14 protein-coding genes are annotated in these 12,101 nt (G+C 38.2%); 2 read left to right on the top strand and 12 right to left on the bottom strand.

Going from position 1 to position 12,101, the window contains the following annotated elements; translation table 11 throughout:
• Positions 1-30 precede the first annotated feature (30 nt).
• The 10 genes from BLR60_RS18910 to BLR60_RS18865 form a co-directional block, all read right to left on the bottom strand.
• Complete coding sequence (locus tag BLR60_RS18910; RefSeq protein ID WP_090502675.1) at positions 31-1,053, bottom strand: IS110 family RNA-guided transposase; 1,023 nt, start codon at positions 1,051-1,053, stop codon at positions 31-33.
• 407 nt (positions 1,054-1,460) lie between these two features.
• Positions 1,461-2,330, bottom strand: a complete 870-nt coding sequence (locus BLR60_RS18905) for a pirin family protein (protein ID WP_090502673.1) — start codon at positions 2,328-2,330, stop codon at positions 1,461-1,463.
• Between the two features lie 74 nt (positions 2,331-2,404).
• Entirely contained in the window at positions 2,405-2,935 is a 531-nt protein-coding gene (locus tag BLR60_RS18900) for a YceI family protein (protein ID WP_090502671.1), read from the bottom strand.
• Positions 2,936-3,132: 197 nt separating this feature from the next.
• A complete protein-coding gene (locus tag BLR60_RS18895; protein WP_090502669.1) occupies positions 3,133-3,720 on the bottom strand; it encodes a Crp/Fnr family transcriptional regulator in 588 nt (195 codons plus the stop codon).
• Between the two features lie 13 nt (positions 3,721-3,733).
• Positions 3,734-3,892 (bottom strand): FeoB-associated Cys-rich membrane protein, encoded by a 159-nt coding sequence (locus BLR60_RS18890; RefSeq protein ID WP_084153161.1) that lies wholly within the window; start codon positions 3,890-3,892, stop codon positions 3,734-3,736.
• A gap of 235 nt (positions 3,893-4,127) precedes the next feature.
• Positions 4,128-5,315 (bottom strand): ATP-grasp domain-containing protein, encoded by a 1,188-nt coding sequence (locus BLR60_RS18885; RefSeq protein WP_090502667.1) that lies wholly within the window; start codon positions 5,313-5,315, stop codon positions 4,128-4,130.
• A gap of 196 nt (positions 5,316-5,511) precedes the next feature.
• Entirely contained in the window at positions 5,512-6,354 is an 843-nt protein-coding gene (locus BLR60_RS18880) for a type 1 glutamine amidotransferase (protein WP_090502665.1), read from the bottom strand.
• A gap of 8 nt (positions 6,355-6,362) precedes the next feature.
• Entirely contained in the window at positions 6,363-7,463 is a 1,101-nt protein-coding gene (locus BLR60_RS18875) for a carboxylate-amine ligase (RefSeq protein WP_090502663.1), read from the bottom strand.
• Between the two features lie 29 nt (positions 7,464-7,492).
• Entirely contained in the window at positions 7,493-8,572 is a 1,080-nt protein-coding gene (locus BLR60_RS18870; RefSeq protein ID WP_090502661.1) for an ATP-grasp domain-containing protein, read from the bottom strand.
• A 178-nt stretch (positions 8,573-8,750) separates the two neighbouring features.
• A complete protein-coding gene (locus BLR60_RS18865; protein WP_090502659.1) occupies positions 8,751-9,458 on the bottom strand; it encodes an esterase family protein in 708 nt (235 codons plus the stop codon).
• 181 nt (positions 9,459-9,639) lie between these two features.
• Between BLR60_RS18865 and BLR60_RS18860 the strand changes: the two genes are divergently transcribed.
• A complete protein-coding gene (locus BLR60_RS18860) occupies positions 9,640-10,452 on the top strand; it encodes an alpha/beta hydrolase (RefSeq protein WP_090502657.1) in 813 nt (270 codons plus the stop codon).
• Positions 10,453-10,553: 101 nt separating this feature from the next.
• On the opposite strand, the gene BLR60_RS18855 is transcribed toward BLR60_RS18860, so the two are convergent.
• Positions 10,554-11,231, bottom strand: coding sequence for a TIGR02117 family protein (locus BLR60_RS18855; protein ID WP_090502655.1), 678 nt, complete (start codon positions 11,229-11,231; stop codon positions 10,554-10,556).
• A 114-nt stretch (positions 11,232-11,345) separates the two neighbouring features.
• On the opposite strand from BLR60_RS18855, the gene BLR60_RS18850 reads away from it, so the two are divergent.
• The gene (locus BLR60_RS18850; protein WP_244155702.1) at positions 11,346-11,525 is read left to right on the top strand and encodes a hypothetical protein; all 180 of its coding nucleotides are present in this window, start codon (positions 11,346-11,348) and stop codon (positions 11,523-11,525) included.
• Between the two features lie 83 nt (positions 11,526-11,608).
• Here the strand turns inward: BLR60_RS18850 and BLR60_RS18845 are convergent, their stop codons facing one another.
• Positions 11,609-11,956, bottom strand: a complete 348-nt coding sequence (locus tag BLR60_RS18845; protein WP_090502653.1) for a hypothetical protein — start codon at positions 11,954-11,956, stop codon at positions 11,609-11,611.
• Positions 11,957-12,101: the final 145 nt, after the last annotated feature.

Below are 12,101 nucleotides of genomic sequence, written 5' to 3'. Positions count from 1 at the left end.
TCGAAATGATTGTTATGATAAAAACAAATTTTAAGCAGCTATTTTATAGTTATTTTTATAGCTGGCTTGATTTTTTATAACTGCAGCAACCCTTAACGCTATCTTGTTTCTGACTGCATTAATTATGCTCATGCTGTGCTTCCCTTCATCCTTTTTTCTGTTATAATATGCTTTGAATTCCTGATTATGTTGAATTAGAGATAATGCACACATATGCAACAATCTTTTAAGTTCTTTATTCGCCATCCGGTGTACCCTGGTTTTACCTTTGATACTTATACCGCTGCTGTGTTCAAATGGCGCTACCCCTGCATAACAGGCCAGTTCTTTCCCGCTGGGCTGTCCTGCAAAATTTGCCGTGCAGCCAATCAGGTACACTGCGGTAACATGCCCTATCCCGGGGATACTGATCAATAGTTTATAGTTACGCTTGAAATCCTGGTTTTCTGAAATAATCTTTTTGATCTGATCCTCAATATTCTTAATGGATTTCGAGATCCCATCAAGTGCATTTTTCATTGCCTTTTCAATCAGTTTCTGATGTGATTTATCATTGACATTCTCAAGTTCTTTAATCGATACACCAAGGCTGGATTTCTGTTTAAGCAATTTAGTTCTGGCTGATACAAAATCTTTCAGATGCAACAACTGTGCATTTAATACTGGGGTGGCCTTTAGATCATCCGCTTCTTTAAATGCATAGTTACATAAACGTATACTATCTACCTTATCATTTTTACCCCTTGCTATCCCAAAACTCCATTTAATATGTGCTGCATTGCCAATATGGATGGGCAGATTTCTGTTGCTGCAGAAAGTCCATATTAAACGGTGATAGATCCCGGTATTTTCCATAACAACCAAGGAGTCCTCATTGAATGTGGTTTTCTGTGATTTCAACCACTTCTCTAAAAGCTTTATCCCTGGAGCGGTGTTGTCAAACCGTGCGGTTATGATCTCCTGTTTTACATGGTTCACAACGGCCATCAATGCAATATCGAAGTGTGGTTTGGAAACATCGATCCCGATAAAAAATTTTGTTGTGGCAATCATCCTGTTATTTTTTATGTTTGTAGTGGTTACCTAAGTTTTACCCCATCGATCCTAGTCCTTAATAATGGGTATTGCCCTAATTGTTATCTGGTCACTAAGGGAAAAAACGGTAGCGGATTGCATCATTTCATAGGCATAAAAACCTTGACGAACTCTTAATGTGCCGCTACCGTTTTAGGTAATCTGATTTATAATTTAAGATAAAGTAAATGGTTTATTAACCTTAAATAAAATATCAAAACAAATCTAAATGACGACCGACTATTTAAATCTGTCATTGGTAACTTGCTTCAGTATTTATTTAGTTCTGTTTAGCAACTGAATGTCCTGAAATATAAAGCCACAAAAAAAACCGGCAATTTTATAAAAAAAAGTACCGGTTTTAACTCGTTTTAAAACAATAGGGTTTATTCTTCTAAATAACCAAATCTACCTTGATTGTAATCTTCAATGGCCTGATGAATCTCGGCTTCAGTATTCATTAAAAATGGACCATATTGTGCAATCGGTTCATCGATTGGTTCTCCGCTCAACACTAAAATCACACTATTTTCTAAGGCTTCAATTTTAATCGCTGTGCCTTTGTTGCTGAAATAGATAAAATGATCTGCAACTGCGGTTTCTGATTCATTTATATTAATTGAACCTTCAATCACCATCAATCCGGTGTTAAAATGTTCAGGAAAGTTAAAAGTGGCCTGGCCCCCCTTATTAAGCCGGGCATTATAGAGCTCTATCGGGCTAAACGTCTTGGCATTACCTTTTATGCCTTCATAATTGCCTGCTATAATTTCGATTTTTCCTCCGTTTTCAGGGATATCAAAACGGGCCATATCCGCTTGTTGCATAGCTTGATAGGCTGGTTTACCCATTTTATATTTGGCAGGTAAATTAACCCATAACTGTACCATTTGAAAAGGGCCTCCAGCTAAACTGTAGTTCGCTTCATGATACTCTTTATGCAGTATCCCACTTGCTGCCGTCATCCATTGTACATCACCCGGGTAAATCACTCCACTGTTTCCAGAGCTATCGTGATGTGCAACCGCACCATGATAGGCAATTGTTACCGTTTCAAAACCACGATGTGGATGGATGCCAACACCCCGTGGTTCTTTCCTTGCAGAAAATTCAATCTTTGAGCCATAATCCATCAGGAAAAAAGGACTCATATTAATTGGATAACCGCTTGGAAAAAAATTATGTACCCTAAACCCGTCGCCAACCATATGTGGCGCCGGAGCTTTAAGTACTTTTTCTATTTGTTTTGTTTCCATTACCTTCAAAATTTAAGGCATGGTGCATAGCGCAAGGAGCATTAACTGCCCCATGCACTTTGCTCTATGCTAGATTATGCTTGTTTCACAAACTGTAATTCGCCTAAAATGCGGACTTCTTCACTTACCATTACACCGCCAGTTTCTAGTGCCGCATTCCAGTTTAAACCGAAATCAGAACGGTTAATTTTTCCACTTAAGGTAAAACCAGCTTTAGTATTGCCCCATGGATCAGTAGCAATGCCACCAAATTCTGCGGTTAATTTTACTGGTTTAGTTTCGCCCTTAATAGTTAAATCACCTTTAACGATATAATCGCTACCATCTTTTTCTACTGAATTAGATTTAAATTCGATGTGAGCAAATTTTTCAGCATCGAAAAAATCGCCACTTTTTAAATGGTTGTCGCGGTCAGTATTTCCGGTATCGAGAGAAGCGATATCACCTTTGAAAGAAATCTCTGCATTTTCGAACTCATCACCTTCAGACAATAATTCTGCTGAAAAAGATTTTAAACTACCGGTTACAGTAGTAATCATTAAGTGTTTTACTTTAAATTGTAATTCGCTGTGGGTTGGATCTAATGTCCATTTCTGTTGTGCCATATCTTTTGTTTTTTGAGCTTTTTTAAATTAACAACACAAAAGTACAGCGCAGGTTTTTACTACCTATTGATGTATGGTAAGTAATTGGAAATGATTGAATGATAGATGGATTGGATGAGAGAATATTAAAATATTAGCGGTTGAAAAGTTGAAATGTTAGATTGAAGCATTCACTCATTCAAGATTCACTTATTCAATTAAGGTCTGAAGTGTTTGTTCGCCAGTTCTTTCCTTACGCGGCTTAACGATTCGGGCGTAATGCCAAGATAAGAAGCAATCATCCACTGTGGCACGCGAAGGGTGAGGTTAGGGTAAAGTTTAATAAAATCAAGATATCTTTCTTCCGCAGTTGCACTTAATAACATGTTAATTCTTTTCTGCATGAAGCGAATCGAATTGTTGAGCAGTTTAATTTGCATGGGCTGTAAACATGGTACTTTCCTGGCTGCTTCTTCCATAAAATTGTTAGGCATTAATACAGCTTCAGTTGCTTCTATCGCATCGATAAAGAATATTGAAGGCTCATTATTCATGTTATTACGGTCAGAAACCAACCAGTTTTCGGGGGCGAACTGAAGGATGTGTTCTTTGCCTTTTGCATCAATTGAATAGGCACGTAATAAACCTTTGCCTACAAAATACCCATGTTTAAAATTATCACCTGTATATTGAACAATTTCGTTTTTATCGAATTTTTTAATTTTTAAAACAGACGATATACTTTCGAACTGTTCATCAGTTATCTCTATTTTTTCCTGTAAGTATTTTTGAAACTGATGAATCATAAAAGGTGGAGTATTATTTTTTTATGGGCTTAATATCGGAAAAATCTACGCCACATTTACAATTGCCACCACATCCATCTTTTTTTACCTGTAAAGATTTAAAAACCAAACGGCCAACATATACCAGTGCTACCGCAAAAAGTAAAAAGACTAAAATCGTTTGAATATCCATAATACAAATATAAGTGGTTTTAAGAGGAAGGTGTTCAGTTTAATGTAAATATGTTGAGCACAAATCTTGTTTTACCACAGTGAAAAACGGAGCTTTACACAGAGGGCATAGCGCATGTGTTATTGGATCAGTTCATATATAAAAGGACTTTTAGTTTATTATAGAACTACGGAGTGTATGTCCTTGTCCCGCTGTGTCTTATCCTTAATGATCTCTGTAGTTAAGGAAACATAGTTTATTTCTCCATAAAACCTACTGTACCTCCAACCCAATCGAAATCGGCATTGTACCGTACGCCGATCATTTTACCACGGCTTAGCCGGGCAAGATTAATGCACAGTTGGGGTTCACCTCCGTCTGGCCATAAATACATCATCCTGATTTCGGCTTTTACACCACCATCGGGCGACTGTACTGCAGCTTCATAATTTACTTTCCGTTGTAAAATCCAGTTTTCAGGATCCTTTATATCGGTAATATCTTCTTCACTCACATCAATAATAACCCCCATTCCGGCGAAAGAAAATAAGGGTTTAAGCACATAGTTTTCTAAATCGGCGGGAAGTTTTTCTATCTCGTTTAAAAAACGTGTTTCAGGTACAAATTCACTTTTCAGAAAAGGCATGGTAAACTTACTGATCCGATAAAACCAGTTGGGATGTGTGACCCATTCCACGTCCAGTTCTTCACGCGGATCGAAACTGTTTTTAAAGATTTCGGTGTTATTAGCCACCTCATCAAAGATCAGGCGGTTATAAATTCTTTTAAGTTGAACCTTTCTACCATTTTCTTCGTAAAACAATTGGTTGCCTGCTTTTTTAATCTCTTCCAATGCCAAAATTTTAATACCCAGCATTTTTTTGGTTACAAAAAAATCAATGGCCGTTTTCTGATTTGGGGCATCCACATCCATCAAGGCCACTTCTTCAGGTTCATGTTGGCCGATAATAACTTCTTTAAGCAGCTTAATGTACGTTTCTTCGGTAAAGCTGTTCAAGAAATAATTCACCGAATCATCTATATCAAAACTGCTTTTAAAAGTTTTACCCAGATGATGTTGAAAGCCATATAAGGAAGGAAATCCCTGCATTTCGATTAACATCGGGCTAAGTTCTCCGGCTTGATTTCTACATATACCGAAATCGAAAGTTAAAAAGTGTGGCTGCCCGTTCTCATTAGGCACGTTCCAATCTGAAGGAATTGCTTTTTGGGTGAGTGCCTTAAAATTAGGTTGCTTAATCAGGTTTATAATTTCTTCTCCTGCTGCAACTAATTTTTCTTTTAAAGATTTGGGAACAAAAATAGGTGTTTCTGCAACACGAAAAGGGATCTCTGAATAACCGCTTTGCAGTTGATTAAGGAAGTTTTGGTACTTCTCTTCCGTAAATTGTTGGTTATATTTTTGGCGTTGAGCAGGTATCATAGGTTTTTGTATCTTATTTCTGTTGCCGAATACTTCATTACAAAAGAGTAATCGTCATTTCGACCGTAGTACCTGCCCTTACAGGTGGGGAGAAATCTATAGAAGGTATTTATACTTCTCCATTCCGCTGCGCTCCTGTCGAAATGACGGATATATGCGAGAAAGATTGCTTCACGCGTTCGCTCAATCCACTTCTTCAGTTCGCAATGACGACTGTTTTTTGCAAATTCCTAATTGCTTTTTGTAAGAAATTAGGTAAAATAACACTTTGTGTTAATACAATCCTTGCCGGATCATCTAAACTGTTAAGCATATCAAGGTACTTTTGTTCGCCATGCATGTCAACGATTGCTTTTTTCTTTTCTTCTTGAAGCAGGTACATTTTCATGCCAACCGGATCAGCTTCTGGGTGGAATTGCGTACCGATGATTTCGTCAGAAAAGCGGATCGACATCATGCAGCGTTCTAAATCTACATGTTTACGTTCTTTTTCAATGGCTAATAATTTTGCACCTTTTTTTTCAAAAGCAGCAAAATCTGGTTCTATAACCTGCCAGTCTCTGCTATCGACTGAAAAGAAGGGGTTCGTAATGCCATTAAAAATTTCGTCATTTTCTCCATCTTCAGTTAAGGTTATTGGGAAAATGCCAAAGGCATTCGAACGTCTTTCAGTTATATTACCCAGATCATATTTTCTACAAGCCAGTTGAAAGGAATGGCAGATCAGAAAAGCATACTTTTTTCTTTCTTTGTTTTGATGGTTAAAATCTTCTATCTGATCTAAAAGGTTAAAGAAATCATTTTCCCATTGTTCGCCTTTACTTTCAATTGGGCTGCCCGGGCCGCCGCTTGAAATATAAGCATCGTAATCAATGCCTGGTATTTCGCCTTTTTGCCTTAAATCAAAAATATCAAAACTTAAATCGATATGGTTTTCGTTTTTAAAACGGGATAAAATTTCCTGAATTCCCCGCATGCCCTGGTTAGGTGCGCCATTATTCATGTCAATAACAGCTACCTTTAAACTTCTTTTATCCATTTCTAAAATTACTTTGCGCCTATAAGTGTTTGATTAGTAATGTAATCTACCACCGCCTCAAAGTTACCAGTTTGTTGGTAAACGGCCAACTGCCGGTCTGCACCGGTACCATGTTCCAATATTTTATGCACGTAATTGATATCGTCGCGGCAACCCAAATCATCCACTACATCATCAACAAAATCCAATAACTCTAAAACCAGGTTACGGCAGTTTACTTCCATTTCTTTCCCAAAATCAATCAGGTTTCCATCAATTCCGTAACGTGCGGCGCGCCATTTGTTCTCGTTAATCAATGCTCTGGAATAACTGATAAACTCCATGTTCTGTAAACGCAATTTGTACAGTTTGGCACACAAAGATTGGAATAAGGCTGTCAGCGCCATGGTTTCATCAATCAGCATCGGACAATCACAAATGCGGAATTCTACGGTATCAAAAAATGGATGCACGCGGATATCCCACCAGATTTTTTTGGCGTTATCCATGCAATTGGTTTTGATGAGCAGTTTTACATAATTGTCATAATCTTCAATGCTGTTAAAAATATCTGGAATTCCCGTACGAGGAAATTTGTCGAAAATTTTGGTGCGGAAAGATTTGTAACCGGTATTGCGCGATTCCCAGAATGGAGAATTGGTTGATAAGGCAAAAACATGTGGTAAAAAATACCTTACCTGATTGGCGATGTGGATGGCCAGTTCGCGCGATTGAAAACCTACATGTACGTGCAGGCCAAAAATAAGATTAGAACGTGCGGCCTCCTGTAGCTCGTTTACAATTTCGTTATAACGCGGATGTTCGGTAATCAGCTGCTTCTCCCAGTGAGAAAACGGGTGTGTACCTGCAGCACCAATTCTTAAGCCCTGTTCTCCGGCCAGTTGAGAGACCGTATAACGCAATTGAGCAATTTCCTGACGGGCTTCGGTAGTCGTGCGGCAGATACCTGTACCCACCTCTACTACGGCCTGGTGCATTTCTGCCTTAACCTGGTCTTTGTGTATTTTTTGTGCGGCCTCTACAATTTTTTGATCGTGAGAAGTAAGTTCTCTGGTAACGGGATCAATTACCATGTATTCTTCTTCTATGCCCAGCGTAAACTCGTTCATCCTTTTATTGATTTAAAATTAAATCCCCATTATTTTTTTGCTGCAGCTTTTTTAGGTTTTGCAGGTGTTTTTTCTGTTGTTGCCGCTTTAGGTTTGTCGGTCGCATTAATTTTCTTCGGCGCGGCTGTTTTAGTAACTGTTGATCCAGCCTTAACGATTAAAGGTTTGCCCCCAACTGACGATTTAATGTATTCACCCCAGGTTAAATTATCTTGTCCGTCTTTTTGCGCGCGAGCTCTTTCTATGGCATAATTTGCAGTGGTTTCTACTACCCATTCAAAATTCTCCTGACCAACACTTTTAATGTCGGCATCAGGGGCAGGGTTACAGAAATCGATAGCAATAGGAACTCCATTACGCACAGCAAATTCAACCGTATTAAAATCGTATCCTAAATAATTGCATAGTCTTAAAGTGTACTCTTCTACTGTTTTAAGTAATTTTGGATCTGGAGCTTTACCTTCTGTTGCATAGCGTAAATGGTGTGGATTGCGTGGGTCGTACTGCATAATACGTACATGTTTGCCACCTATACAATAACACCTGAAATATTCTTCGAAAATAATTTCTTCCTGCAAAAGCATTACGAGCTGTTGGGTGCCGCTGTGTTTATCAAAAAAATCTTCTTTATCATGAAGTTTATAAACATCTCTCCAGCCCCCACCATCGTAAGGTTTCATATAGGCCGGAAAACCCACATACTCAAAAATAGCATCCCAATTTAATGGCATTTCGAGATTAGAAAATGATTCTGATGTTGTTCCTTTTGGGTGTTCTCTGGAAGGAATCAAGGCTGTTTTGGGAACGGGAACACCAATTTGCTCGGCCAGGGCATTGTTAAAAAACTTCTCGTCGGCACTCCACCAAAATGGATTATTGATTACGGCAGTTCCGGTAATGGCAGCGTTTTTTAAGGAGGCGCGGTAGAAGGGTACATCTTGCGAAATCCGGTCGATGATTACGGAATAACCTAATGGCACATTCTGAAATATTTTATCAATTTTCACAGCTTCGGCAGTAATGCCTTTTTCTGCTTTTTGGTTAATTCTTTCAATTACGGCTTCAGGAAAAGAGCGTTCCTGTCCAAATAAAATCCCTATTTTTTTCATAGTTTAATTGTCTTTCAAAGGTGATGAAGCGATCATGAGCCTTTTTGTTGGTTATGCTTGTTTGCTCATGATGGTTATATTGGTAATTTTGTTTAATTGTTAACTGGTTAATCGGCTAATTGTTTGATGCTTGTAACTAAATCAGCTAAAGACTTTGGACTCGAGACTAAGGACTAATCTATAACTGTGCAATATAATCCGGGAACATTTCTCTCCAGATTGGCCAATCATGATCTGCGTTTTGTCTGATATCCAGCCAGTGGTTGATGCCCTTCTTGTTTAAAATGTTTGATAAATTCTCGTTATCTGTCCTGCACATATCCCGGTCTGTGGTGCCTAGTACAATTTTCATATGATGCAGCTCAGGATTGCTGTTGTTCAACACGAAATCGACCGGGTTATTGAAGTAAACATCGTCGTTGTAAAAACCCTCTAGCTGACCTGAGATATCGAAAGCGCCACTCATACTGAACATATGGCTAACTAACCAGGGATGCCTGAAAGCGAAATTTGCAGCATGATAACCACCAAAACTGCAGCCGGCAGTAATAATTTTACTGTGTCCGGTTTCTTGTCTGGCCAGCGGGACCACCTCTTCTAATAAATACTTATCGTACCAGATGTGGTTTTTAACCCTGTCGGCTGGATGAATGCTTTTGTTGTACCAGCTTTGTTTGTCAACGCTATCTGGGCAATAAATTTTTATTTTTCCTTCATTGATAAATCCCTCAACAGAATCAATCAATTTGAAATCCTTATTCTCAAAATATCGACCCATACTTGTTGGGAACAGTAGGATAGGGATACCACCGTGACCAAAGATGAGCATGTCGATTTCGCCGCTTAAATTCGGGCTGTACCATTTCTTATGTTCTTCTTTAACCATAATACAAATTGAATGATTAAGGTATAAATTAAAATTTATAATAAGAATAGTATAAATGGTAAAAATGAATCAAATGAGGAGGATTTTGTAAAAATTAACCTATGATAATTAATAGTTTATGGAGATTTGTAACTTTGCACCCTAATTCTGAGGCGATAGCCATGTGATAGGGATCTTGATTATGAAGTACACCACAATTTTATCGGTAAAAGTTAATACCAGCAGCTTTACAATATCTTCAAATTATTTAAAGCGTGAGGTAGAGATAGATATTTATACACCTGAAGGCATTTTAGGAAATGAGAAAATAGAACTTCTTTTATTAAATGATGGGCAAGATGTGGCTAAAATGGATTTTAGCCGGATTTTGGAAGATGCCCACCATGCCAAAAGAAACCATAGGTTAATTGTTGTAGCCATTAAGGCTTCGGCAGACCGTTTAATGGAATACGGTGTTGCAGGTGCGCCCGATTTTAAAGGACGTGGGGCAAAAGCTAACCTATACACCGATTTTGTGATCAAAGAGCTTTTGCCTTTTGTTAAAAAGAAAATTGCAATGCCGATTACCGGCAAGGTGGGTTTTGCCGGATTTTCTCTCGGAGGTCTATCTGCTTTTGATATTGCCTGGAATAATCCTGCTACTTTTGATGTAGTTGGTGTTTTTTCAGGTGCATTTTGGTGGAGAAAAACAGATTTGAATGATGGCTATACCGATGCCGACCGCATTATGCATCAGCAATTGGAAAATACTTCTGGCAAGCCGGATATGAAATTCTGGTTGATGACCGGAACGGAAGATGAAAAGGCTGATCGCAATAAAAATTTGATTATCGATTCTATAGATGATACCATTGATGTGGTTAAGATCCTTCTGAATAAAGGTTATAAACGGCCTGATCATGTTTTTTACTATGAAAAAGTTGGTGGCAAACATGACGTGCCAACCTGGGAAGGTGTAATGCCTGCTTTTTTAAATTGGGCATTTGAGGTTTAGTTAGAGCTTCGTCAAATCCCAAGAGGTCGTCATTTCGAGCGGAGTGAAACGGGCATTCCACGCGTTTCAGTCAAGATGACGCGCGTTATAAAAAAAGTTATTTACTTATACTTCAAAAAAATACCGGTATCAAATATTGTCCACAAACAACTACGTTGTCCACAGCTTTTTAAAGCGGCATTAGCCCAGGTATTGCAGGTTTTCAAAATACTATAACTGCCCCTGGCTTCGTAAAAAGCATCGCCAATATCATAATGAATGTTTGATTTAACAGGGATTACATGTCCGCTCTCATCTCTTTGAAAACTGTTTAAAATATAATGCAACAGCTGCTGGTATTGTGTTTTGCTGACCATGACTTTTATACAGTTTGCATCTTCCCTTATATTTTTATAATACGTAGTGTGCATAGCCGATGTGCTCAGACCAGAGATTGCCCGAAGTCCGTTACTCAGTTTAAGGTCTGAAAATTCCGGGGTTTCCAGATAGAATTTTTTATCTCCCCAGCCCACCGCCAGGTATTGATAACTAGTGTCTGCTTCTAAAGTGTTCTGATAACGGATTTCTTTTGTCCAGTTTATTTCTTCGCTAAATGCTGGGACCACAATATCAGTGTGCACGCCATTCGTCATAATATATATGGCAACTTCTTTAGCATTTGTTGGGTTGGCATTGATTGTAATTCGCGAGCAGCAAAATGCAGTAAGGAAGTAAATTCCGATTAATGCAATAAAAACAATTAAAAATCTGCCTGTATACTTTAGAATTTTTTTGTTCATTCCATCTGTATTGTTTCCCTTAATACATCAACTGCAATTATGGTAACCCAATTTACAGAATAATGATGTTAATCGATTTTATTGATATTGATATCAAAAAACATGATTTTTTGCGTGTACAAGTTATCTCTACCTTGTCGTGAACCCATGGTTTTTGCCTGGATGCCTGCTGTGGCTATTTATTTTAATGATCCTGATGGACATGCACTGGAATTTATTGCCATTTTGGAAGGAGAGGCGAGACCAGAATTCGGCGTGATTTCTTATCAGTATTGGTTAAAGGTAAACTTATAATCGGCACTTATGAATGCTATATTAATGCCTTAATGGTTCTAATTAACTGGTGTAATTTTTGTAAAGTTTTAATAATTAATATTTTAAGTAATTTCTTTATCTTCAATCATAATGCTGCCACCTTCACAATGAATCAACACGGTACAATCATCCCGTCTATCTTTTACCAAAACTTTGGTATTGATTTTACAGAGGTTTTCTGCCAGTTCATCCTGAATTTCAGCCCACTCCTGGCTAAGGGTTTCCAGTTCCTGTTCTTTGCGTTCCCTTTCTATACAGGCAATAAGGTGTTCGTCGGCCTGTGGGGCGGTAATGTACTCTTCCTTTGATAAATCTGGTACTTCAGCCGCATCCATAGCCCTTTTTGCTGCTTCTACTTCAAGCGACTTTTCTTCATACTGATCAAATAATTCTTGTATTGATTTTTCCATTTACATAATACCCTCAAACTAATCATTTGTTTTGTTCATTTGAACTTGAAAGATTTTTTTAAACAGGCTTTGGTTTGTAAACCTGATGGAAACGGCAGCCCCGATTTTTTTATGAGGGCTAATTGTACAGCAGGGCCGATTAAAC

This window comes from Pedobacter terrae, from assembly GCF_900100705.1.
GTDB lineage: Bacteria > Bacteroidota > Bacteroidia > Sphingobacteriales > Sphingobacteriaceae > Pedobacter > Pedobacter terrae.
This window is presented reverse-complemented; position numbering and strand designations above follow the sequence as displayed.

Bases quoted from the DNA above. Each gene is read 5' to 3' on its own strand.
- BLR60_RS18910 (WP_090502675.1), bottom strand. From the start codon at position 1,053: ATGATTGCCACAACAAAATTTTTTATCGGGATCGATGTTTCCAAACCA.
- BLR60_RS18905 (WP_090502673.1), bottom strand. From the start codon at position 2,330: ATGGAAACAAAACAAATAGAAAAAGTACTTAAAGCTCCGGCGCCACAT.
- BLR60_RS18900 (WP_090502671.1), bottom strand. From the start codon at position 2,935: ATGGCACAACAGAAATGGACATTAGATCCAACCCACAGCGAATTACAA.
- BLR60_RS18895 (WP_090502669.1), bottom strand. From the start codon at position 3,720: ATGATTCATCAGTTTCAAAAATACTTACAGGAAAAAATAGAGATAACT.
- BLR60_RS18890 (WP_084153161.1), bottom strand. From the start codon at position 3,892: ATGGATATTCAAACGATTTTAGTCTTTTTACTTTTTGCGGTAGCACTG.
- BLR60_RS18885 (WP_090502667.1), bottom strand. From the start codon at position 5,315: ATGATACCTGCTCAACGCCAAAAATATAACCAACAATTTACGGAAGAG.
- BLR60_RS18880 (WP_090502665.1), bottom strand. From the start codon at position 6,354: ATGGATAAAAGAAGTTTAAAGGTAGCTGTTATTGACATGAATAATGGC.
- BLR60_RS18875 (WP_090502663.1), bottom strand. From the start codon at position 7,463: ATGAACGAGTTTACGCTGGGCATAGAAGAAGAATACATGGTAATTGAT.
- BLR60_RS18870 (WP_090502661.1), bottom strand. From the start codon at position 8,572: ATGAAAAAAATAGGGATTTTATTTGGACAGGAACGCTCTTTTCCTGAA.
- BLR60_RS18865 (WP_090502659.1), bottom strand. From the start codon at position 9,458: ATGGTTAAAGAAGAACATAAGAAATGGTACAGCCCGAATTTAAGCGGC.
- BLR60_RS18860 (WP_090502657.1), top strand. From the start codon at position 9,640: ATGAAGTACACCACAATTTTATCGGTAAAAGTTAATACCAGCAGCTTT.
- BLR60_RS18855 (WP_090502655.1), bottom strand. From the start codon at position 11,231: ATGAACAAAAAAATTCTAAAGTATACAGGCAGATTTTTAATTGTTTTT.
- BLR60_RS18845 (WP_090502653.1), bottom strand. From the start codon at position 11,956: ATGGAAAAATCAATACAAGAATTATTTGATCAGTATGAAGAAAAGTCG.